General features: G+C 70.4%; 21 protein-coding genes and 1 pseudogene. 7 read left to right on the forward strand and 15 right to left on the reverse strand.

The genetic code is table 11. From position 1 onward, the window contains the following. Positions 1-164: 164 nt before the first annotated feature. The 9 genes from IEY89_RS18395 to IEY89_RS18435 form a co-directional block, all read right to left on the reverse strand. Positions 165-1,172, reverse strand: a complete 1,008-nt coding sequence (locus IEY89_RS18395) for an asparaginase (protein WP_189148634.1) — start codon at positions 1,170-1,172, stop codon at positions 165-167. Positions 1,173-1,222: 50 nt separating this feature from the next. Beyond that, entirely contained in the window at positions 1,223-2,713 is a 1,491-nt protein-coding gene (locus IEY89_RS18400) for an amino acid permease (protein WP_189148512.1), read from the reverse strand. Beyond that, entirely contained in the window at positions 2,710-3,399 is a 690-nt protein-coding gene (locus IEY89_RS18405) for a FadR/GntR family transcriptional regulator (protein WP_189148635.1), read from the reverse strand. The genes IEY89_RS18400 and IEY89_RS18405 overlap by 4 nt, the downstream gene beginning before the upstream one ends. 141 nt (positions 3,400-3,540) lie before the next feature. Next, the gene (locus IEY89_RS18410) at positions 3,541-4,374 is read right to left on the reverse strand and encodes an undecaprenyl-diphosphate phosphatase (protein ID WP_189148513.1); all 834 of its coding nucleotides are present in this window, start codon (positions 4,372-4,374) and stop codon (positions 3,541-3,543) included. An 82-nt stretch (positions 4,375-4,456) separates the two neighbouring features. Beyond that, positions 4,457-4,813: a fluoride efflux transporter CrcB gene (gene crcB / locus IEY89_RS18415; RefSeq protein WP_189148514.1), complete on the reverse strand. Its 357-nt coding sequence runs from the start codon at positions 4,811-4,813 to the stop codon at positions 4,457-4,459. A 118-nt stretch (positions 4,814-4,931) separates the two neighbouring features. Continuing rightward, positions 4,932-5,390, reverse strand: coding sequence for a fluoride efflux transporter CrcB (gene crcB, locus IEY89_RS18420; RefSeq protein ID WP_189148515.1), 459 nt, complete (start codon positions 5,388-5,390; stop codon positions 4,932-4,934). Positions 5,391-5,835: 445 nt separating this feature from the next. Then, positions 5,836-6,123 carry an ArsR family transcriptional regulator gene (locus IEY89_RS18425; protein ID WP_189148516.1) on the reverse strand — a complete coding sequence of 96 codons (288 nt, stop codon included), beginning with the start codon at positions 6,121-6,123 and terminating at the stop codon, positions 5,836-5,838. Between the two features lie 198 nt (positions 6,124-6,321). After that, on the reverse strand, positions 6,322-7,893 hold the full coding sequence (locus IEY89_RS18430) for a glycoside hydrolase family 53 protein (protein WP_189148517.1): 1,572 nt from the start codon (positions 7,891-7,893) through the stop codon (positions 6,322-6,324). A 128-nt stretch (positions 7,894-8,021) separates the two neighbouring features. Beyond that, complete coding sequence (locus tag IEY89_RS18435; protein WP_189148518.1) at positions 8,022-10,043, reverse strand: beta-galactosidase; 2,022 nt, start codon at positions 10,041-10,043, stop codon at positions 8,022-8,024. 203 nt (positions 10,044-10,246) lie between these two features. Between IEY89_RS18435 and IEY89_RS18440 the strand changes: the two genes are divergently transcribed. The 5 genes from IEY89_RS18440 to IEY89_RS18460 all read left to right on the forward strand — a co-directional run bounded on the left by IEY89_RS18440 (position 10,247) and on the right by IEY89_RS18460 (position 14,894). Then, positions 10,247-11,563: an ABC transporter substrate-binding protein gene (locus IEY89_RS18440; RefSeq protein ID WP_189148519.1), complete on the forward strand. Its 1,317-nt coding sequence runs from the start codon at positions 10,247-10,249 to the stop codon at positions 11,561-11,563. After that, the gene (locus IEY89_RS18445; protein ID WP_189148520.1) at positions 11,560-12,483 is read left to right on the forward strand and encodes a carbohydrate ABC transporter permease; all 924 of its coding nucleotides are present in this window, start codon (positions 11,560-11,562) and stop codon (positions 12,481-12,483) included. The genes IEY89_RS18440 and IEY89_RS18445 overlap by 4 nt, the downstream gene beginning before the upstream one ends. Then, on the forward strand, positions 12,480-13,385 hold the full coding sequence (locus tag IEY89_RS18450; protein WP_189148521.1) for a carbohydrate ABC transporter permease: 906 nt from the start codon (positions 12,480-12,482) through the stop codon (positions 13,383-13,385). The genes IEY89_RS18445 and IEY89_RS18450 overlap by 4 nt, the downstream gene beginning before the upstream one ends. Further along, a complete protein-coding gene (locus IEY89_RS18455; RefSeq protein ID WP_189148522.1) occupies positions 13,382-14,413 on the forward strand; it encodes a LacI family DNA-binding transcriptional regulator in 1,032 nt (343 codons plus the stop codon). Before IEY89_RS18450 ends, IEY89_RS18455 begins: the two co-directional genes overlap by 4 nt. A gap of 61 nt (positions 14,414-14,474) precedes the next feature. Next, a complete protein-coding gene (locus tag IEY89_RS18460; RefSeq protein ID WP_189148523.1) occupies positions 14,475-14,894 on the forward strand; it encodes a MarR family winged helix-turn-helix transcriptional regulator in 420 nt (139 codons plus the stop codon). A 69-nt stretch (positions 14,895-14,963) separates the two neighbouring features. Here IEY89_RS18460 and IEY89_RS41925 read toward each other — a convergent pair whose 3' ends face one another. Beyond that, entirely contained in the window at positions 14,964-15,185 is a 222-nt protein-coding gene (locus tag IEY89_RS41925) for a hypothetical protein (RefSeq protein ID WP_373287257.1), read from the reverse strand. 49 nt (positions 15,186-15,234) lie between these two features. Between IEY89_RS41925 and IEY89_RS18470 the strand changes: the two are divergent. Beyond that, positions 15,235-15,435 (forward strand): annotated as a pseudogene (locus IEY89_RS18470) (FAD-linked oxidase C-terminal domain-containing protein); the annotation flags it as partial. Between the two features lie 113 nt (positions 15,436-15,548). Here IEY89_RS18470 and IEY89_RS18475 read toward each other — a convergent pair. After that, positions 15,549-15,959, reverse strand: coding sequence for an SseB family protein (locus IEY89_RS18475; RefSeq protein WP_189148524.1), 411 nt, complete (start codon positions 15,957-15,959; stop codon positions 15,549-15,551). A gap of 239 nt (positions 15,960-16,198) precedes the next feature. On the opposite strand from IEY89_RS18475, the gene IEY89_RS18480 reads away from it, so the two are divergent. After that, a complete protein-coding gene (locus IEY89_RS18480) occupies positions 16,199-17,464 on the forward strand; it encodes an alpha-L-fucosidase (RefSeq protein ID WP_189148525.1) in 1,266 nt (421 codons plus the stop codon). 100 nt (positions 17,465-17,564) lie between these two features. Here the strand turns inward: IEY89_RS18480 and IEY89_RS18485 are convergent, their stop codons facing one another. The 4 genes from IEY89_RS18485 to IEY89_RS18500 all read right to left on the reverse strand — a co-directional run bounded on the left by IEY89_RS18485 (position 17,565) and on the right by IEY89_RS18500 (position 21,350). After that, entirely contained in the window at positions 17,565-18,059 is a 495-nt protein-coding gene (locus IEY89_RS18485) for an NUDIX hydrolase (protein WP_189148526.1), read from the reverse strand. Between the two features lie 66 nt (positions 18,060-18,125). Next, the gene (gene lnt, locus IEY89_RS18490) at positions 18,126-19,736 is read right to left on the reverse strand and encodes an apolipoprotein N-acyltransferase (RefSeq protein ID WP_189148527.1); all 1,611 of its coding nucleotides are present in this window, start codon (positions 19,734-19,736) and stop codon (positions 18,126-18,128) included. 201 nt (positions 19,737-19,937) lie between these two features. Beyond that, a complete protein-coding gene (locus IEY89_RS18495; RefSeq protein WP_189148528.1) occupies positions 19,938-20,480 on the reverse strand; it encodes a hypothetical protein in 543 nt (180 codons plus the stop codon). An 84-nt stretch (positions 20,481-20,564) separates the two neighbouring features. Further along, positions 20,565-21,350, reverse strand: a complete 786-nt coding sequence (locus IEY89_RS18500; protein WP_189148529.1) for a glutamate racemase — start codon at positions 21,348-21,350, stop codon at positions 20,565-20,567. Positions 21,351-21,352 lie beyond the last annotated feature (2 nt).

The following is a 21,352-nucleotide window of genomic DNA, read 5'->3' on the forward strand; positions in this document are numbered from 1 at the left end:
CGTGAAGGGGGCTGGCAATCCAGCCTGTCTGGGGGTCCCCCCTCTGGGGGAGTTTGAGGACGAGGCCCGTTCAGGGCCGAAGCGGGGGTCTGGGGGCGGCGGCCCTCAGGAACGGGACGGGACGGGTAGGGGCGACGGGGGCGAGGAAAACCGTGCGGATCCCCCTACCGCCGCGCTACCGGATCGAGCGCGCGGGCCGGTCGGACCCGTCCGACCTCACGGCCGCCGCCCAGCAGAGCCTCGCCCGCAAACTCGGTGAGCAGCTCCGGCTCCACGCCGGCCCGGACGAGTGCCGCCGCCGTCACCGGGACGCGGGCCCGGTTCGCGCCGTCGGCGATCTTGACCGCGACGGCCCGGCCGTCCGGGAGGGCCGCGACCTGGACGCCCTCGAAGCCGTCCTTGCTGAGCAGCCCGGGCACGGCCCGCATCAGCGCGGCCACGTCCCGGCCGGAGCCGGAGGCCATCTCGGCGTGGTCACGCATCGCGTCGGCGACCAGGGCCTCCGGGGTGTCGGGGGCGGCGGTGGTGATCCGGGCCGCAGCGCGGGCGAGACCGTGCAGGGAGATGGAGAAGAGGGGCGCTCCACAGCCGTCGACGGTCACCTGGGCGATGCACTGCCCGGTGAGGTCCTCGACGATCTCGGCGATCGCCTGCTGAAGGGGGTGGCCGGCGTCGAGGTAGCTGTCGAGGGGCCAGCCGTTGAGCTCGCAGGTGTAGAGCATGGCCGCGTGCTTGCCTGAGCAGTTCTGGGCGAGGCGGGAGGGCAGGCGGCCCTCGCGTATCCAGCCGTCCCGGACGACCGGGTCGAACGGCAGGTCCGGCACGTTGCGCAGGTCGTCCTCGGCGAGGCCGGCCAACTCCAGGATGCGGCGGGATCCGGCCAGGTGGCGTTCCTCGCCGGAGTGGCTGGCGGCGGCCAGGGAGAGCAGCTCGCCGTCGAGGGGCAGGCCGGCCCTGAGCATGGCCACCGCCTGGACCGGTTTCAGGGCCGAGCGCGGATAGAAGGCCGCCTCGATGTCGCCCACCTGCAACTCCACCTGGCCGTCGGCGCCGAGGACGACGACGGAACCGTAGTGGATGCCCTCGATGACCCCGCCGCGCACAAGCTGCGCGACGGGCGAGTGGAGGGGTTCGCGGATCGCGGGGGCGTCCGCGAGAGTGCTGCCGTACATGCCTGCCTGCGCTGCTTCGTGCATTACTTCATCCTGCATCACGGCGTGGTTCACGCGTCGGCCCCGGCCGACCCGGTGGCTTCGGTGGGTCCGTTCGCCTCGGCGGCCTTGCGGGCCACCTGGCCGCGGACGCCGTACCAGCCCGCGACCAGTGCCCCGGCGATCAGCGGCAGACACAGCACGGTGGTGCGGCCGGCGCCGCCGTCGGCGTACATCAGGACGAGGACGGAGGCGAGGAAGGCCAGCGTCACGAGTTCGGTCCACGGGGAGCCGGGGAGGCGGTAGCTCGGCCTGTCCAGCTCGCCGTTCTCGGACTTCCGCCAGAACACCAGGTGGCAGATCATGATCATGCCCCAGGTGGCGAGGATGCCGATCGCGGCGAAGTTCAGCACGATCTCGAAGGCGTCGGCGGGGACGACGAAGTTCAGGCCGACACCGAGTACGCAGAATCCGCTGGTGAGCAGGATGCCGCCGTACGGGACCTGGCTGCGGCTCATGTTGCCGGTGAACTTCGGCGCGGAGCCGGACATCGCCATCGAGCGCAGGATGCGGCCGGTGGAGTACAGGCCCGAGTTGAGGGACGACATGGCCGCCGTGAGGACGACCAGGTTCATCACGCCGCCGGCCGCCGGGATGCCGATGTTGGAGAGGACGGTCACGAAGGGGCTCTCGCCCGACGTGTACTTGTTCCACGGCAGCAGCATCGAGAGGAGGACGACCGAGCCGACGTAGAAGAGGCCGACGCGCCACATGATCGAGTTGATCGCCTTCGGCATGATCTTCTCGGGGTTCTCGGTCTCGCCCGCCGCGACACCGACGAGTTCGACGGAGGCGTAGGCGAAGACGACGCCCTGGATGATCAGCAGCATGGGCAGCAGGCCGTTGGGGAATACGCCGCCGTTGTCGGTGATCAGGGACGGGCCGGGGGTGGTGCCGGCGACCTCGTGCTGGGTGACCAGCAGGAAGATGCCGATCAGCATGAAGACGACGAGGGCGCTGACCTTGATGATGGCGAACCAGAACTCCAGTTCGCCGAACATCCGCACCGATATCAGGTTCACGGTGAGGACGACCGCCAGGGCGATCAGCGCGAGCACCCACTGCGGGATGTCGGAGAACAGACCCCAGTAGTGGGTGTAGAGGGCCACCGCGGTGATGTCGGCGATGCCGGTGGTCGCCCAGTTCAGGAAGTACATCCAGCCCGCGGTGTACGCGCCCTTCTCGCCCAGGAACTCACGTGCGTACGACACGAACGCGCCGGACGAGGGCCGGTACAGGACGAGTTCGCCCAGCGCCCGGACGACGAGGAAGGCGAAGACGCCGCAGACGGCGTAGGCGATGAAGAGGGACGGGCCGGCCTCGGCCAGCCGACCGCCGGCGCCGAGGAACAGGCCGGTGCCGATGGCGCCGCCGATGGCGATCATGTTGACGTGCCGGGCCTTCAGCGACTTGCTGTAGCCCGCGTCACCGGCGTCGACGTGCACGGCCTTCTTCCGCGTCGTTCCGTTCGCCGTGCCGTCCTGGAGGGATTGCTCGCTCACGCCTCGGGTCCGCCTTCCGGGGAGGTCTCGTGGGGGGTGTCCGTGTGCGCGGCGCGCACGATGTCGGTGAGGGTCGTGGAGACCCGGTCGAGATGGTGGGACATGGCCGCCACCGCGTCGTCCTCGCTGCGGTCGATCAGTGCCTCGACGATCGCCCGGTGCTCACGGTTGGACTGCTCACGCCGGCCGCCCAGCTCGTTCAGGAAGGCCGACTGACGGGCCAGCGCGTCCCGGATCTCCTCGATCACCCGGCGGAACACCGGGTTCTGGGCGGCCTGCGCCACGGCCAGATGGAAGAGGGTGTCCATGGCGACCCACGCGGTGGTGTCGGTCTCGTGCTCCATACGGTCCAGCAGGTGCGCGAGGTGGTCGAGATCCTCGGGGGTCCGTCGTACGGCCGCGTAGCCGGCGACCGGGATCTCGACGTGCCGGCGGACTTCGAGGAGGTCGCTGGCCGCGTAGTCGCCGAAGGTGGGGTCCTCGACGGTGCTGGACACGACGAAGGTGCCCTTGCCGGTCCGGGAGACGGTCAGGCCCATGGTCTGCAGGGCCCGCAGGGCCTCCCGCAGCACGGGCCGGCTCACCTCCAGGCGTCGGCACAGCTCGGCCTCGGAGGGGAGCTTGTCCCCCACGGCGTAATCTCCGCGCTCGATGGCGCTGCGCAGATGACCGAGGACCGCTTCCATCGCGCTGACGCGCCGCGGTACCGAGCCACCTGTCTGGCTGTCTGACAGGTTCACGGGGGTGATCCTGCGGGTGAAGGGACGGGACTGTCAAGGGTGTGCGGCCGGTCCGCCCTCGGACCGGCCCCGGCATCCCGCCCCGCCTCAGTTCAGTACACCGGCGCCCAGCAGCCCGAAGAGCAGTACGCCGACGACGATCCGGTAGATCACGAAGGCGTTGAAGGAGTGCTTGGCGACGAACTTCAGCAGCCAGGCGATGGACCCGTAGGCGACGACGAAGGAGACCACCGTGCCGACGGCCAGCGGCGCGGCGCCCACACCCGCGCCCAGGGCGTCCTTCAGCTCGTACAGCCCGGCGCCGGTCAGGGCGGGGATGCCGAGGAAGAAGGAGAGACGGGTGGCGGCGACCCGGTCGAGGTCGAGCATCAGCGCCATGGACATGGTGGCACCGGAGCGGGAGAAGCCGGGGAACAGGAGGGCGAGGATCTGTGAACTGCCCACCATCATCGCGTCCTTGAAGGTGGTCTCGCCCTCACCACGCCTGTGCCGGCCCATCTGGTCCGCCGCCCACATCACCCCGCTCCCGACGATCAGCGAGGCGGCGACCACCCAGAGCGAGGCGAGGGGGCCCTCGATCAGCGGCTTGGCGGCAAGGCCCACGACGACGATCGGGACCGTGGCGCAGATGACCCACCAGGCGAACCTGTAGTCGTGGTGGTGACGCTCGTCGCGGTTCCTCAGGCCCCTCCCCCAGGCCGAGACGATCCGGACGATGTCCTTGAAGAAGTACACGAACACCGCGGCGATCGCGCCGACCTGGATGACGGCCGAGAACCCGACCACGGCGTTGTCGTCGACGGGGATGTTCATCAGCCCCTCGGTGATCTTCAGATGTCCGGTCGAGGACACCGGCAGGAACTCGGTCACACCCTCGACGGCTCCGAGGACGACGGCCTGACCGACGGAGATGGCGCTCATGGAATCCAGTTCTGCTGGGGAGGGACGGGCTGACGGCCGGGTCAGTCCTACTACACGCCGGTAAGGCCCCGACGCCCTCCGCCTACAGCACGCCGCCCAGCCAGACGCCCGCGAAAGCCGCCCCGAGACCGGCGACCACGCTCGCCATGACGTTGACGGCGGCGAGCAGGCCGGCCCCGTCCTCGGCCAGCCGCAGCGTCTCGTAGGAGAAGGTCGAGTACGTGGTCAGCGCGCCGCACAGGCCCGTACCCAGGAGCAGTTGGAGATTCGGCCCCGGCGCGGCGCCGGTGAGCAGGCCGAGGATCAGGCACCCGGTGACGTTGACGGCGAAGGTGCCCCAGGGGAAGGCCGTGTCGTGCCGGGACCGGACCATCCTGTCGGTGAGATAGCGGAGGGGTGCGCCGACCATTCCGCCCGCGATCACGAGCAGCCAGTTCACAACGACTCCTTACCCTTCCTGTCCGCTTCGCCCGGTTTCACATCGGTCCCGTCGGCGGGCCGGACGACCTCGCGGTCGACGATGACGGTCACGCACGGGACGCTGCCGGTCCGCCCTGTCATCGTCGGCTCCGCTTCAGGACCCGGCGGGTCGCGGTCGCCGCGAGTGTCACGGCCGCGAGGGCCGCGAAGAGGGTCGCGGCGAGGTAGGCGAGCCCGATGCCGGGACGGTCGTGGTCGACCAGCTTCTGGATGTCGACGGCGTACGTCGAGAAGGTGGTGAAGCCGCCGAGCACTCCGGTGCCGAAGAACGGGCGTACGAGACGGTGGGCGGTCCGGATCTCCGTGACGGCCACCATGAACACGCCGATCACGGCACAGCCGACGACGTTGACCCAGAAGGTGGTCCAGGGGAAACCGCCGGTCTGCGCGGGCCAAACAAGCGAGGCCGCGTACCGGGCGCAGGCGCCGATCGCGCCGCCGATCGCGACCACCGCGACGAACGGGGCCTGACCACGCAGAACGGAGGGGCGAGGCCGGGCGGCGACGGTCCCGGTGGGGATGTCGGGGGCTGTCATGGACGTACGTCTCCTACTCGCCGGCGCCCGGGCATGCGGGCGCGCCTGTGTGCGCAAGTAGGGACCGTTGGCGGCGGTGCTGCCGCGGTTCGGGTACGGCGGGCCCCACCGCCGCGCCGCGATCGGGGATCGCGGCCGGTCAACAGGGTAACGCCGGGGGCGTGAGGGCTGCACCCGGGTCGGTCGGCGCCCACGGTCGAGATCGCGTTCGCGGCCGTACGACAGCTGCTGCGCCGAGTGAGCGGGGCCTATGAACTGCGGTGCGACGAAGTGCCCCTGAAGGGGCGCGGGGCGGTGTCCGTATGCGGCTCCGCCGCGCGGGCGCGACCAGCCGCCACCGGCCCGCAGGCAACTCCACGCACCAAGTCGCGCGGCATCCCCGGCATCCCAGCCCCGCGGCGGCTTACCGCGCGCAAAAGACTGCCGCCCAGCCGTCGGCAGACAGCTACCAGCCCTTCTCGAACATGCGGGCCACCTCGGCGATCCGCACCTCGTCGGGGCGGTAGAAGGTTCGCCAGCGGATCTTCTTCGTCCGGACCGCGCCGATGCCCGCGAGCAGGCCCAGGTGGGTGGTGGCGACGGCCAGGGGGACGCCGAGTTTCGCGGCGACGGCCGCCGCCGTGACGCCGTCCTCGACGGGATCGCCGTGCCGTTGGGGCGGGAAGTGCGCGGCCGGGTCCCTCAGCCACTCCAGGATCTCCAGGCGTTGGCCGCCTACCGGTCTCTTCAGCATCGCGCCTCCTCGTCCCGGTCACCGCGTGCCGTGCCTCCCAATGTCCCGCAGTCGGGGCCGCCGCGTCCGGGGCTTCACACCTCTTGGCCGAGGTCGAACCTTCCCCGAGATGCACATACGTTCGAGCAAGCCCTTGCATCCCAACGCGCAGAGGCCCGGCCACCCCCCTCAGGCAGCCGGGCCCCCGTCCCTGTCGGCTCAGCGGTGGCTGAACCACGTCATCGCGGGGAGCGCCTTGTCGTCGTAGCCGAACAGGGCCTGGTTCTCCCAGCCGTTGCCGGAGGACGGGGCCGTGGGGTCCCAGCCGTTGCCGGTGACCGCGGTCCAGGTCGCCTCCCAGTAGAAGACGCCGAGCCCACGGCCGTTCGGAACGGCCTCCACGATGTTCAGGATGTCCCGGAACCAGGCCGACTGCCCGGCCGTGGACGCCGCGTACCCGGAGACGAGCTCACCAGTCGTGTCGATGATGTTCTCGTGCGAGTCCTTGCTGTCGAGACGGAAGGGGTAGGCCGTCTCGGCGACGAACACCGGCTTGCCGTAGCGCGCTGCCGCGTCGTCCAGGGTGGTCTGGAAGTCGTGGAGCGAACCGTGCCAGTAGCCGTAGTAGGACAGGCCGATGGCGTCGAACTTCACTCCGTTGGAGACCGCGCTGTCGAACCACCAGCGGGTGCCCGACAGATCGCCGCCCTTGGCCAGGTGCAGTGCGACGGTCGTGCCTGAGCTGACCGCCTTGACCGCGTTGTAGCCGGAGTTGAGCAGCCCGGCGAGCTGCGACCAGTTGTCGGTCGAGCCCTCGGACCACAGCATGCCGCCGTTGATCTCGTTGCCGACCTGGACCATGTCGGCGGTGGTGCCCTGGGACTTGAGGGCGTTCAGGACGTCGTACGTGTGGTTGTAGACGTCCGTCTTCAGCTGGCTGTAGGAGTGGCCGGCCCAGGCGGAGGGCTTGGACTGGGCGCCCGGATCGGCCCACGTGTCCGAGTAGTGGAAGTCGACCAGGAGCTTCATGCCCTGCGCCTTGACGCGCTTGGCGAGGGCGAGGACGCGCGCCTTGTTGTTGTAGCCGTCGGCCGGGTTGACCCAGACCTTGACGCGCGCGTAGTTCATGCCGGAGTTCTTCAGGACGGTGAGCGCGTCGCTCGTCGTCCCCGAAGCGGTCTTGTATACACCGCCCTTGGCCTCGCTCTTGGGGAGGGAGGAGATGTCGGCGCCCTTGACGGACACCCCGCCCGTGCCTGAGGCGAAGGTCAGGTCGTCGACGTTGATCCAGTTGCCCGCGTTGGCATCGGAGTTGACGCTGATCGTGCACTGGTTGTTCGTCACGGCGATCGGCACGACGATCCGGATCCACCCGCTGGCGGAGACGGGCAGGTCGGTGCGCTGCTCGGAGCTGCCGCAGTTCTTCAGCGCCAGGTAGGCCGACTTCTGGCCGCCGCCCGAGCGCACCCACGCGGTGAGCCTGTAGTTGCCGTTGGTCAGCCCGGACAGGTACTGGTAGGTCTCCACCTTGTAGGCGGAGGCGGAGTAGTGGGACAGGCGGTAACTGCCGCTGCGGCCACCGGACTCCACGTACGAGGCACCCGTGTCGCCGTACTCCGACCAGCTGTTGGGAACAGCCGCGCCCGAACCGTCGGCCTCGAAGCCGCCGTTGGTGAGCGTGCTGGCGGCCTGCGCGGAGGTCGCGGGAAGGGTGGTGAGGGCGAGGCCTGCGGCGAGCGGGAGCAGCAGGGCCCTGAGGGTGCGCCTGGGTGTGCGTCTGGGATGGAACATCGTCGTCCGTCGTCCCTTCGACGTGATGGGTTGGGGATGTCCCTCCTGAGGGGCGGGAGGGAACCCCTCCGCCCGCGGCTCTCGTGGCACGCACGGGCGGAGGGGAACTTGCGGCTCAGCCGTCGGGTTCAGCCGTCGAGCCGTACGACCCGGACGGCTCCGGCGGGCACCGCGAGGCGGCCCGCGGCCCGTTCGCCGGTCAGCAGCTCGGTGCCGGGGGCCTCCAGGGTCACCTTGGCGTCCGACGCGGTGTGGTTGACGGCGAACAGATAGGTGCCCGACTCGCCGGTGCGGCGCACGAGTTCGACGTCGTGCGGGAGGTCGGCGCGGGGCGCGACGTCGGCGTCCTCGGTGGCCCAGCCGAGCAGGGCGTCCAGGCCGTGCGCGTCGAGGCGGGTCGACACGTACCAGGCGGTGCCCTCGCCGAGGCGGTGGCGGGTGACGGCCGGGTGGCCGGCGGCGAGTCCGTCGGCGTACGTCCAGACCGTGTCGGCGCCGCGCGGGACGACGAACTCGGTCCACACGTCGCCGGTCAGCTCGGAGCCGTCGGGGCCGGTGATGCGGACGGTGTCGCCCTGGAGCAGCGGCGAGAACTCCTCGACGGTCAGGCCGAGTACGTCGCGCAGGGCACCCGGGTAGGGGCCCTCGTGCACGGCGTCGTGCTCGTCGACGATGCCGGAGAAGTACGAGACGACGAGGGTGCCGCCGTTCTCGACGTACTCCCTGAGGTTGCTCCCGGCGGCCTCCGTCATCAGATAGAGGGCCGGGACGACGACAAGTGGATAGGCCGACAAGTCGGCTTCCGGGTGGGCGAAGTCGACCGTGAGGTGGCGGTCGTACAGGGCCTCGTAGAAGGCGTCGGCGCGCTCGCGCGGGTCGTGGTCCTCGCTGGGGCGCCACTGGAGGTTCTGCGCCCACCAGGAGTGCCAGTCCCACAGGACGGCGACGTCGGCGACGGTTCGGGTGGAGCGGACGGAGGCCAACGAGTCGAGACAGGCGCCGAGTTCGACGACCTCGCGCCAGACACGGGTCTCCGTGCCGCCGTGCGGGAGCATCGCCGAGTGGAACTTCTCGGCGCCGCGCCGGGACTGGCGCCACTGGAAGAACATCGCGCCCTCGGAGCCCCGCGCCACATGGGCGAGGGAGTTGCGGGCCATCTGGCCCGGTGCCTTCGCGGGATTGCGGGCCTGCCAGTTGACGCCCGAGGTGGAGTGCTCCAGCAGGATCCAGGGGGCGCCGCCGCCGACGGAGCGGGTGAGGTCGGCGGCCATCGCCAGGTTGACGTGGGTGCGGCGGCCGTCGGTGATCAGGTAGTGGTCGTTGGTGACGATGTCGACCTCGCGGCCCCAGGCCCAGTAGTCGACGGAGTCGCACTGGCTGAGCGCGGTCATGAAGTTGGTGGTGACCGGGATGCCGGGCGAGAGGCGGTGCAGGATGTCCCGCTCCATACAGAAGTTCTCGCGCATGGTGGCGTCGGCGAACCGCTTGTAGTCGAGGGCCTGGCCCGGGTTGCCGACCGTGGGTGCGGCGCGCGGCGGGTTGATCTGCTCGAAGGTGGCGTACCGCTGGCCCCAGAAGGCCGTCCCCCAGGCCTCGTTGACACCGTCGACCGTCTCGTACGCCGACTCCAGCCAGCGGCGGAAGTGGGCCGCGCAGGAGTCGCAGTAGCAGGCCGAGACCGGGACGCCGTACTCGTTGTGCACGTGCCACATCGCGAGCGCCGGGTGGGCACCGTAGCGCTCGGCGAGCTTCGTGGTGATGCCGGCGGCGGCGGCGCGGTAGTCGGTGTTGCTGTGACAGATCGCGGCGCGGGAGCCGAACTCGTAACGCACGCCCTCGGGGGTGACTGGCAGAGCGTCCGGGTGCTCGCGGTAGAACCAGGCCGGCGGGGCCACCGTGGGCGTACCGAGGTCGGCGCGGATGCCGTTCTCGTGCAGGAGGTCCAGGAGCCGGTCGAGCCAGCCGAAGTCGTACGCCCCGGGGGTGGTCTCCAGCAGTGCCCACGAGAAGATTCCGACGCTGACCATCGTGACGCCGGCCTCGCGCATCAACCGGACGTCCTCCGGCCAGACGCTTTCCGGCCACTGCTCGGGGTTGTAGTCCCCGCCGAAGGCAAGCCCTGTGAGGCCCGTGGGGGTGGTCTCCGGCATGGAATGTCTCCCGGTTGGTGGGTCACTGTGGAACATGTCTTGGGAACGTGCACACACCGCTTTCGCGGTGCGGGCCCTAGATAACCGCACGGCAACAACCATTGACAAGTGTCCAGTGTGTTTCTCTACTGTGAACGCTCACAGACAGCATGGCGGGCTCTCGCAGCAGGCGAGGGCCCCACCAGGTCAGGGGAGAACGTTCCATGCCGAACACGAAGCAGTGGCGCCTCGTGGCAACCGCGGTCGCCGTCACGCTCGGCGCCACCACACTCGCCGCTTGCGGGTCCGACGACGACAGCGACGCCCGGTCGGGCCCGGTGTCGCTGACGTACTGGACCTGGACGCCCGGCATGGACAAGGTCGTCGACCTGTGGAACAAGGGGCCGGGCAAGGAGCAGCAGATCACCGTCACGGTGAAGAAGCAGGCGTCCGGTGACACCCTGGTCACCAAGATCCTCACCGCGCACAAGGCGAAGAAGGCACCGGACCTGGTGCAGGCCGAGTACCAGGCGCTGCCGACGCTGGTCAGCAATGACGCGCTCGCGGACATCTCGGGCGAGGTCGGCGACGCGAAGAAGGACTTCGCCGAGGGTGTCTGGCAGCAGACGACGCTGGGCACGGACGCGGTGTACGCGGTGCCGCAGGACATCGGGCCGATGATGTTCTACTACCGCGAGGATCTCTTCAAGCAGTACGGCCTGAAGGTCCCGGCCACCTGGGCCGAGTTCGCGGACACCGCCCGTGCGTTGAAGGAGAAGGCCCCGGACAAGGACCTCACCACCTTCTCCGCCAACGACTCCGGTCTCTTCGCGGGTCTGGCCCAGCAGGCCGGCGCCAAGTGGTGGACGACCTCCGGCGAGAAGTGGAAGGTCGGTATCGACGACGCGGCGACCCGGAAGGTCGCCACGTTCTGGGGCGACCTCGTCAAGGAGGACGCCATCGACAACCAGCCGATGTACACCCCGGCCTGGAACAAGGCGCTCAACACAGGCAAGCAGATCGCGTGGGTCAGCGCGGTGTGGGCGCCGGGCACGCTGACGACGGCCGCCCCTGACACCAAGGGCAAGTGGGCCATGGCCCCGCTCCCCCAGTGGTCGGTGAGCGAGGACGTGACCGGCAGCTGGGGCGGCTCCTCGACCGCCGTCACCACCGACTCCGGCAACAAGTCGGCCGCCGCGAAGTTCGCCGCCTGGCTGAACACCGACCGTGCCGCGCTGGCCGCACTCGCGAAGGAGGGCGGGATCTACCCGGCCGCCACGGGCGCCCAGCTCAGCGGCGCGTTCGTCAAGTCCCCCGAGTTCTTCTCCAACCAGGCGGACTTCTACACGCAGGCCGCCGAGATCGCGAAGACCACGGCGCCGTCCGCGTGGGGCCCGAACGTGAACGTGGCGTACACCTCGTTCAAGGACGCGTTCGCCTCGGCGTCGAAGAACAAGTCGGACTTCGGTGCCGCCCTGAAGACGATGCAGGACGACACCGTCGCGGACCTGAAGAAGCAGGGCTTCGGAGTCGCGGAGTGAGCATCGCACGCCGGAGGTCGTACGGGGTCAGGTCGGCCCCGTACGCCTTCCTCCTCCCCGCGGTGATCCTGTTCGCCCTCTTCTTCGCGCTGCCCATCGGCTACGCGCTCTGGCTGAGCCTGCACAAGGTGAAGGTGTCCGGCCTGGGCCTCGGTGCCGGGGCACGGAAGGAGGTCTGGGCGGGCATCGGGAACTACGCCGACGCCCTCACCGACAGCGAGCTGCTGGACGGCGCGCTGCGCGTGGTCGGTTACGGCGCGATCGTGATCCCGGTGATGCTGGGGCTCGCCCTCGTCTTCGCGCTGATGCTCGACGCGGACAAGGTGCGGCTCACCTCCTTCACCCGGCTCGCGATCTTCCTGCCGTACGCCATTCCGGGCGCCGTCGCCGCGCTGCTGTGGGGTTTCCTCTACCTGCCCGACGTCAGCCCGTTCTACTTCGTCCTCGACAAGCTGGGGATGCCGCAGCCGGACCTGCTGGACGGCGGTCCGCTGTATCTCGCCCTGTCCAACATCGCGGTGTGGGGCGGTACCGGATTCAACATGATCGTCATCTACACCTCGCTGCGGTCCATCCCGGCCGAGGTGTACGAGGCGGCGACGCTGGACGGCGCCACCCCGCTGCAGACCGCCCTCAGGATCAAGATCCCGATGGTGGCGCCCTCGCTGGTGCTGACCTTCTTCTTCTCGATCATCGCGACGCTCCAGGTGTTCAGCGAGCCGACCACCCTCAAGCCGCTCACCAACTCCGTTTCCACGACGTGGAGTCCGCTGATGAAGGTGTACCAGGACGCCTTCGGCAAGGGTGACATCCACTCGGCCGCGGCCGAGGCGACGATCATCGCGATCGTCACGCTGGTCCTGTCGTTCGGCTTCCTGCGGGCCGCGAACTCCCGTAACAAGCAGGAGGCAGCACGATGAGTTCTCTTGCCGTGGGCACGGCCGAGGCGGCGGCGGCCACCAGGCCCGGCACCGACCGGCGGCCACCACTGCGCAGCCGGATCGCCCTCGTCCCGACGATCACCCTGCTCCTGGGCGCCCTGTACTGCCTGCTGCCGGTGGCGTGGGTGGTGATCGCGGCGACGAAGTCGGGCAGTGAGCTGTTCTCCACGTTCACGTTCCTGCCCGGCAGCGGCTTCACCGGCAACGTGAAGGAGCTGAGCGCCTACCGCGACGGCGTCTACTGGAAGTGGATGGGCAACTCCGCCCTCTACGCCGGCCTCGGCGCCCTCGCCTCGACGGCCGTCTCCGCGATCAGCGGCTACGCGCTGGCGATCTACCGCTTCCGCGGCCGGGAGACGGTGTTCAGCGTCCTGTTGGCGGGCGTGCTGATGCCGCCGGTGATCCTCGCGATCCCCCAGTACCTGCTGCTGGCGAAGGCCGACATCACGGACTCCTACGCGTCCGTGATGCTGCCGCTGATCCTCTCCCCGTACGGCATCTACCTCGCGCGGATCTACGCCGCCGCGGCGGTGCCGGCCGATGTGGTCGAGGCCGGGCGGATGGACGGCGCGGGCGAGTGGCGCATCTTCACCAGGATCGCGCTCCCGATGATGATCCCTGGCCTCGTGACGGTGTTCCTGTTCCAGTTCGTGGCCGTGTGGAACAACTTCCTGCTCCCCTACATCATGCTCAGCGACGACGAGAAGTTCCCGATCACGCTGGGTCTGTTCACGCTTCTCGAACAGGGAGCGAACACCCCGGCCCTCTACACGCTGGTGATCACGGGCGCGTTCCTGGCGGTCCTCCCGCTGATCGCGCTGTTCCTGGTCATCCAGCGGTTCTGGAGCCTGGACCTGCTCTCCGGAGCCGTAAAGTCATGACCATGAGCAATACCGGGGGCCGGCGCAAACCGCCGACGATCCATGACGTGGCCCGCGAGGCGGGAGTGTCCCGAGGCACCGTCTCGCGCGTGCTCAACGGCGGGCACTACGTCAGCCCGACCGCCCACGAGGCGGTGAACGCCGCGATCCGCAAGACGGGTTACGTGGTGAACCGACACGCCCGCTCGCTCATCACAGGCCGCTCGGACTCGATCGGCTTCCTGCTGACGGAGCCTCAGGAACGCTTCTTCGAGGACCCCAACTTCAATGTTCTGCTGCGGGGTTGCACCCAGGCACTGGCGGCCCACGACATCCCGCTGCTGCTGATGCTGGCGGGCACGGAGGACGAACGGCGCCGCATCACGCGGTACATCACCGCCGGTCATGTCGACGGGGTGCTGCTGGTCTCCAGCCACTCCGGTGATCCGGTCGCGCAGGAGCTGTGCGAGGCGGGCGTACCGCTGGTGGCGTGCGGCAAGCCGATCGGCCTCGGCTCCAAGGTGAGCTACGTGGCGGCGGCCGACCGCGACGGTGCCCGGGACATGGTCCGCCACCTCCTGTCATTGGGCCGCCGCCGTATCGCCGTGGTGACCGGCCCGCTCGACACCCCGGGCGGTGTGGAGCGCCTCGCCGGCTACCGCGAAGTCCTGGCCGAGGAGGGCATCGAGTACGACGAGCGCCTCGTCGTCTCCGGCGACTACAGCCGGGCCAGCGGCGAGGCGGGCGCGGAGCGGCTGCTGGCCCAGGCCCCGGACCTGGACGCCGTGTTCGTCGCGTCCGACCTGATGGCCCAGGGTGTGCTCACGGCACTGGAGCGCGCGGGACGCGGCGTCCCCGGGGACGTGTCGGTGGGCGGCTTCGACGACTCCTCGGCCGCCCTGGCCGCCCGCCCCCAGCTGACGACCATCCGGCAGCCCTACGACCGGATCAGCGCCGAGATGGTCAGGGTGCTGCTCGCGCAGATCGGCGGCGAGGATCCGGCGGCGGTGATCCTGCCCACCGAGCTGATCAAGCGGGGATCCGCCTGAGCCGGCGGTCACACCACCTCAGCCACGTCGGTATTTATGCACACGCATTAACATGGGGTGCATGGCAACGAACAAGGCCGGTGCGGGGCTCGCGGACCAGTGGCGGGACATCCTGGTGACGCATGCGCGCACGATGTGCGAGATCGACCGTGTGCTGCATCCGCACGGCCTGGGCGCCAGTGACTTCGAGGTGCTCGACGTCCTCGTCTCCGAGGCCGGTGGCGCGAGAGAGGTCTCCGACTCGGGCGAGCAGTGCCGGGTGCAGGACATCGCCGGGCGGGTCCACCTCAGCCAGAGCGCGCTGTCACGGCTCATCGGGCGGCTGGAGAAGGACGGTCTGGTGGAGCGCAGCATGTGTGTGGAGGACCGGCGGGGGGTGTGGGTGGCTCTGACAGCCCGGGGACGAGAGCTGCACGAAGAGGTTTTGCCGCTTCAACGTGCCGCTCTGGCCCGGACGTTGGGGACCGGGGCGGACAGGTAGTCCGTTTGCTGCGGGCCGGTGGGGCTTGTCACGCGGTTCTCCGCGCCCCTTGCGGGGGCCCGGGAATCATCAGTGCAGCAGTTGTCGTACCGCCGCGAACGCCGCCTCGACCGTGGCCGGGTCCGCGCCCGGGCGGGCCAGGGCGCTCATCGGGATCGGGGGGACCGGGGGCAGGCCCCCGTACGGGGTGAGGCCGTCGGGGGCCGGGCCCACCATGGCCAGCCGGGCCACGCCCCGGCCGGTGCGGGCGAGGTCAAGGACCCCCGCCGGATAGCCCGCGTCGCCGACCACCGACGCCGCGACGCCCTGCTCGGCGAGGGTCGCGATGGCCCGGCGGCGGATGGCGCAGAAGTCCCCGATCGCGACCAGCGGGACGGGCTCCGGGGCGGCCGGGGGCGCCCAGCCGATCATCGTGGTCGACCCGGACCTGAACGGGCTGCCGGACGCGGCCTGGGAGGCTGCGGGCGAGAGCTTCGCCCTGGCACTGCGGCTCGGCGGGACACTGAGCGGCGAGCACGGAGTGGGAGTGCTGAAGCGGCAGCGGGTCGCCGACGAACTGGGGCCCGCCGCCCACGCGTTGCAGCGGCGCGTCAAGGACGCGTCGATCCGCTGGGCGTCCTCGACCCCGGCAAGTCCCTTTGGCCGGCTGAGGGTTCAGTACTGGAACGGCCTGGCCAGCAGGGTGCGTACACCCTCGGAGGTGACCGTCATCCCGTGCGGGGAGGCCGCGTCGATGGTGAGCGAGAGATCGCCGGTGGGCCACTGGTCGGCGAGCGCGCCCAGCGGGATCAGACGGTAGCGGGCGACGGACGGCAGCAGCTCGGCCAGTTCGGGTTCCGAGGTGAACACGGGCACGGCCTCCCGCCCGTCCCGCTCCTCCAGGACGGGCAGGGCCACGGTCGAGGGATTTCCGGCGTCCACGTCACTGACGTCGTCCGGTACAGGGACCAGGACGTCACTCATCGCGAGGACGTCCAGCGCGGCCGGATCCTGGGTGTTGTCGGCCAGGGCGTCGAGCGCCCGTCGGGCCGGAGTGGCGGTGTGATGGTGTGCGGGCGTCTCCATGGGGGGATCCTCCGGTCGTGGCTGTCGTGCGGACCGCCCGGGACGCTGTCGGTCCCGGGCGCGGTGTGCGTCGCCTACCCGACCGGGTCGCGGGCATGCGTCCTGCCGACAGGGGACGTCGGGGACGCGCTGTGTCGCTGATCCAGATCCCACAGCGATCGCCACCCATGGTGAGAACGGACCAGTAATGGTGACCGTCACCCACGCGCGCGCCGACAGCCCGTGCCTAGCGTGGGCGTATGCCGATGCAACCCTGGTTCTCCGATGCCAAGCTGGGCATCTTCATCCACTACGGCATCTACGCCGTGGACGGGTGGGCCGAGTCGTGGTCCTTCTACACGGGCGAGGTCACGCACGAGGAGTACATGAAACAGCTCGACCGTTTCACCGCCTCCCGCTACGACCCGCAGGCCTGGGCGGAGCTGTTCGCCCGCGTCGGCGCCCAGTACGCCGTCCTCACCACCAAGCACCACGACGGCGTGGCCCTGTGGGACACCGACCACCGCGGTCTGGACGTGGTCCGGAACACTCCGGCCGGCCGCGACCTGGTCACCGGCTTCGTCGACGCCCTGCGCGAGCGGAACCTGAAGGTCGGCCTCTACTACTCGCACTCCGACTGGAACCACCCCGACTATGCGAGCGAGCGTCGCCCGGGACCGCACATCGTCGAGCCCAACGACTACTCCCAGGCCCGCCCCGGCGAGGAGGACCCGGAGGCCTGGGCGCGCTATCTCGCCTACCGCGACGGCCAGGTGGGCGAGCTGGTCGAACGTTTCCGCCCCGACATCCTCTGGTTCGACGGCGAGTGGGAGCGCACCGAGGAGCAGTGGCGGATGCGGGAGCTGTCCGAGCTGATCCTCGCGGGCAACCCGGACACCGTCCTCAACGCCCGCATGCTCGGCTACGGCGACTACGCCACCCCCGAGCAGGGCGTTCCGCTGGTCGCCCCGGACGGCCCGTGGGAGCTGTGCCTGACGATCAACGGCTCATGGAGCCACCGGGCCGAGGACCGCGACTTCAAGTCGGTGCGCCAGCTGGTGCGCTACTTCACGGAGACGATCGGCATGGGCGGCAACCTGCTGCTCGCGGCCGGCCCGAGGGAGGACGGCACGATTCCCCCGGAGCAGGTCGAGCGCCTGGAAGGGCTCGGTTCCTGGGTCACGAAGCACGCCGACGCGGTGTACGGCACGGTCGCGGGCCTGCCCGCCGGGCACCACTACGGGCCGAGCACCCTCTCCGCCGACCGGCGCACCCTGTACCTGATCTGCTTCGACGCGCCCCGCGAGGCAGTGTCGATCCGGGGCCTGCGCAACGCCGTACGGCGCGTCTCGGTCGTCGGTACGGGCACCGAGCTGGGCCACCACGTCACCGGGGGCCTGGACAAGGTGCCGGGCGTGACCTGGATCGACGCACCCGGGGCGGCCGACCTCGACGTGTACGCGACCGTCCTGGCGGTGGAGCTCGACGGTGAGCTGGACCTCTACCGGGGCACGGGCCGCGACTGACGGGCGAACGCGGCACGGCCGGCCTGCCGCTGGATACGGAATCCAGGAGCAGGCCGGCCGGATCGTCCGCCAGGCCGTTCTCCGCGCCGCGACGGTCAGGTCATGCGAAACTCGCGAAACCCGTGGTGTCGAACCAGGTGGGAATCTCGGCGTCGGGCATCGCCTGCTTGATCCGGAACAGCGCGAACTCGTTCAGTTCGGGCAGGGCGTCCACCGCGAACCAGCCGACGTCCAGGGACTCGTCGTCGTTGACCCGCGCCTCCCCGCCGACGGCCCGGCAGCGGAAGGTGATGTCCATGTACTGGCAGACGTCCCCGTTCTCGTACGTCACCGGGTCCAGGGCCTGGACGAGCACCACCCGTTCGGGCACGCACCGGACCGCCGTCTCCTCGTAGACCTCCCGCACCGCGCAGGCCGCCGGCTGCTCGCCCGGGTCCGGGATGCCGCCGACCACCGACCACTTGCGGGTGTCGGTACGCCGTCCCAGGAGCACTCTGCCCTCGTCGTCGAAGACAAGGGCGGTGACACCGGGCAGCCAGAGCAACTGACGGCCGGCGGAGGCACGGAGAGCGCTGATGAAGTCAGGAGTAGCCATGCCCCGACCCTAACCGGGTGGCCCTGTCACTCCTGTTGATCACGGGGGCGTGCGACCGGCGTACGACTACACGCCACCGGCGCGCCGCCCGCGCACACCCGCGCCGATCGCCCAGCCGAGACCGCCGGCGGCGACCAGGACGAGGAGCATCTCCGGCAGGATGCCGAGTTTGGTGGCCGGCGTCTCCGAGGAGCGCAGCGGCACCTTCTGGACGAGCGAGTCGGCGACGAACATGCCCGTCCTCTGGGTGATCCTCCCGTCCGGCATGATGATCGCGCTCACACCGCTGGTCACCGGGACCGTGACGGTCCGGCTGTGCTCGACGGCGCGGACACGGGACATCGCGAGTTGTTGGTAGGTCATCTCGCTGCGGTCGAAGGTGGCGTTGTTGCTCGGCACGGAGATCATCTGGGCGCCGTGGGTGACGGTGTCACGCACCGCCCAGTCGAAGGCGGCCTCGTAGCAGGTGGCCAGGCCGACCTTGGCGCCGTCCATGGTGAACACACCCGGCTCGGAGCCCCGGCTGAAGTCCTGGCGGACCATCGTCGTCCAGTTCTTGTTGATGTGGTCGAGCATCGAGCGCAGCGGGAGGTACTCGCCGAAGGGCTGTACCTGCCGCTTGTCGTAGGTGTCGGTCGGGCCCTTCTCCGGGTCCCACAGGATCTGCTCGTTGTAGAGCTTGCCGTCCCGTTCGACGACACCGCCGACCGAGATGGGCGCGTCGATCGCCCTGGCCGCGTTCTCGATGACCGCGGCGGCGTCCGGGTTGGCGAAGGGGTCGATGTCGGAGGAGTTCTCCGGCCACAGCACGAAGTCGGGCTGTGCCACCTTGCCCGCCCTGACCTGCGCGGCCAGCCGCTCGGTCTCACGTGCGTGGTAGTCGAGCACGGCACGCCGCTGGGAGTTGAAGTCGAGGCCCGCGCGGGGCACGTTGCCCTGGATGACGGCGACCGTCGCGGTGCCGACCTCGGCCTTGTCGCTCACCAGCGTCCGCGCGGCCAGGGTGCCCACCACGGGGACGACCACGCTCAGCGCGGCGACGACCGCTGCAACGTGCGGTACGGCACCGGTACGACGCCACTCGATCACCTGGCGGACAACCTCGTTCAGGCCGAATCCGCACAGGACGACCGCGAAGCCGAGTACCGGAGTGCCGCCCAGCGCGGCCAACGGCAGGAAGACGCCGTCCGCCTGGCCGAAGGCGATCTTGCCCCAGGGGAAGCCGCGGAACGGCACACGCGCGCGTGCCGCCTCGCCCGCGATCCACACGGCCGCCGCCCACAGGGGCCACCCGGGCAGCTTCGACACGACGGAGACGCCCGCGCCGACCAGCGCGACGAAGACCGCCTCGATGACGACCAGCGCCAGCCAGGGTCCCGGGCCGACCTCCACGCCCGTCCACACCAGCAGCGGCAGCAGGAACCCGAGACCGAACAGGTAGCCGAGACCGAGCCCCGCCTTCCAGGACCGGCCGCGCAGCACCCAGCCGAAGATCCCGAAGGCCGGCAGGGCGAGCCACCACAGGGTGCGCGGCGGGAAGCTGACGTACAGCAGCACTCCGGCGAGCGCGGCGGTGGCGGCCGGCCAGAGGCGCAGCAGCCGCGCGCGGCGCGAAGCGGGCGCGAGCTGCGGTTCGAGCTGGTCCGGCTCGTCTATGGAAGGAACGGTGGCGGTCACTCCGGGAGTGTACGGCGCCTGCCCAGAGCGCCGACAGCACGGTCCGGCCCGTTCCGGTGGGCCCGCTCCGGCCCGTCTGCCGCATCGTTCCTGCACAACTTGTCCACACGTCCGATCGTGTACGAGATGACGGCCACCGCGCCGACACGCGCGCGGGAAGTGCGGGAACGCCGGTAGGTCCCCGGAGGAGCGACCGGAACGTCAGTGCGCGGCCCCCGCCGCACCCGACCGCAGCTGGTCCCTGATGACGCGTACGGCCGCCTCCGCGTTGTCCACCGTGATCGTGAACAGATGCCCGTCCCCGAGGCGCAGCACGACTCCCTCGCCCCGGCGTACGACGACCGCGGTGCCCTGATGGGGCCGCCAGCGGTAGCCCCAGCCGCCCCACTGACGCGGGGTGACCCTGGCCACGAAGTCGGCGCCGACGATCTGGGACAACGGAATACGGCGGCGCGGCACACCGATGTGGCCGCAGCGCACTTCCAGGGAGTCCTTGTCGATCTTCACGGAGACGTGCACGAACGCGAGGGTGCCGAAGAGGACGAGCAGCCCCGCCGCGATGCAGCCCACGACGGACATGGCGAGCGGTGCGACGCCGGACGTCCACGCCGAGTCGACCGCGAGCTCGATACCGAGCGCCATGAAGGCGCAGCCGCCGAGCGCCAGCAGCCACTGGACGCGGTTGGTCGCCCGGCCGGTCCAGATCTCGCTCGGCACGGTTTCGTCGCGGGGGAGGTCCCTCATACCTACGAGACTACTCAGGTTCCGCTGCGCGGGCACCGGCTTGCGGAGGGTGACTGCTCCGCCTGGCCGCCCCACGGCCCCCGGTCAGCGCACGGGCGTGGCCGCCTGCAGCAGCCGGCCTTCCTCGTAGGCCAGCGCGGCGGCGGGCAGCGGGCTCGCGGTGCCGTTCAGCAGCGCGGTGAGGGTGCCGTCCGCCGGTGCCTCCGGAGCGGGGTGCGCGCCGAGCCTGCGGAGCGTCTGGGCGACCACAGCGCCGGCCGAGCCGTGCAGGACGAGCGGCGGGCGGCCGGGCTGCTGAACGGCCGTGCGGATGCGCTCGGCGACGAGTTCGTAATGGGTGCAGCCCAGGACGACGGTCGTTACCTCGTCGGGGGTGAGGGCAGCCGCGGCGGCGATGGCGGCGTCGATCGCCGTTTCGTCCGCGTGTTCGACGGCTTCGGCCAGTCCCCGGCAGGGCACCTCGGTTACCTGCACGCCCTCGGCGAAGTTCCGGATGAGGCCGCGCTGGTAAGGGCTGCCGGTGGTGGCGGGGGTGGCCCAGATCGCGAGGGGCCCGCCTCCGGCGGCGGCGGGTTTGATCGCCGGAACCGTGCCGATGACGGGAAGTTCCGGTTCGAGGCGGGCGCGCAGGGCGGTCAGGGCATGCACGGTCGCGGTGTTGCAGCCGACGATCAGAGCGTCGGGCCGCTGTGCGGCGGCGGCCTCGGCGACGGCCAGGGCACGCTCGGTGAGATCCTCCAGGGTGCGCAGGCCCCAGGGCATGCCCGCGGGGTCCAGGGAGAGGACGATATCCGCGTCGGGCCGCAGCCGCCGTACCGCTGCGGCGGCCGGCAGAAGTCCGATTCCGGAGTCCATGAGCGCGATCTTCACCC

It is taken from the genome of Streptomyces lacrimifluminis, from assembly GCF_014646095.1.
In the GTDB taxonomy this organism is placed as follows: Bacteria; Actinomycetota; Actinomycetes; order Streptomycetales; family Streptomycetaceae; genus Streptomyces; species Streptomyces lacrimifluminis.

Bases quoted from the DNA above. Each gene is read 5' to 3' on its own strand.
- IEY89_RS18395 (WP_189148634.1), bottom strand. From the start codon at position 1,172: ATGTACGGCAGCACTCTCGCGGACGCCCCCGCGATCCGCGAACCCCTC.
- IEY89_RS18405 (WP_189148635.1), bottom strand. From the start codon at position 3,399: ATGGAAGCGGTCCTCGGTCATCTGCGCAGCGCCATCGAGCGCGGAGAT.
- IEY89_RS18410 (WP_189148513.1), bottom strand. From the start codon at position 4,374: ATGAGCGCCATCTCCGTCGGTCAGGCCGTCGTCCTCGGAGCCGTCGAG.
- crcB (WP_189148515.1), bottom strand. From the start codon at position 5,390: ATGACAGCCCCCGACATCCCCACCGGGACCGTCGCCGCCCGGCCTCGC.
- IEY89_RS18425 (WP_189148516.1), bottom strand. From the start codon at position 6,123: ATGCTGAAGAGACCGGTAGGCGGCCAACGCCTGGAGATCCTGGAGTGG.
- IEY89_RS18430 (WP_189148517.1), bottom strand. From the start codon at position 7,893: ATGTTCCATCCCAGACGCACACCCAGGCGCACCCTCAGGGCCCTGCTG.
- IEY89_RS18435 (WP_189148518.1), bottom strand. From the start codon at position 10,043: ATGCCGGAGACCACCCCCACGGGCCTCACAGGGCTTGCCTTCGGCGGG.
- IEY89_RS18440 (WP_189148519.1), top strand. From the start codon at position 10,247: ATGCCGAACACGAAGCAGTGGCGCCTCGTGGCAACCGCGGTCGCCGTC.
- IEY89_RS18450 (WP_189148521.1), top strand. From the start codon at position 12,480: ATGAGTTCTCTTGCCGTGGGCACGGCCGAGGCGGCGGCGGCCACCAGG.
- IEY89_RS18455 (WP_189148522.1), top strand. From the start codon at position 13,382: ATGACCATGAGCAATACCGGGGGCCGGCGCAAACCGCCGACGATCCAT.
- IEY89_RS18460 (WP_189148523.1), top strand. From the start codon at position 14,475: ATGGCAACGAACAAGGCCGGTGCGGGGCTCGCGGACCAGTGGCGGGAC.
- IEY89_RS18475 (WP_189148524.1), bottom strand. From the start codon at position 15,959: ATGGAGACGCCCGCACACCATCACACCGCCACTCCGGCCCGACGGGCG.
- IEY89_RS18480 (WP_189148525.1), top strand. From the start codon at position 16,199: ATGCCGATGCAACCCTGGTTCTCCGATGCCAAGCTGGGCATCTTCATC.
- IEY89_RS18485 (WP_189148526.1), bottom strand. From the start codon at position 18,059: ATGGCTACTCCTGACTTCATCAGCGCTCTCCGTGCCTCCGCCGGCCGT.
- IEY89_RS18495 (WP_189148528.1), bottom strand. From the start codon at position 20,480: ATGAGGGACCTCCCCCGCGACGAAACCGTGCCGAGCGAGATCTGGACC.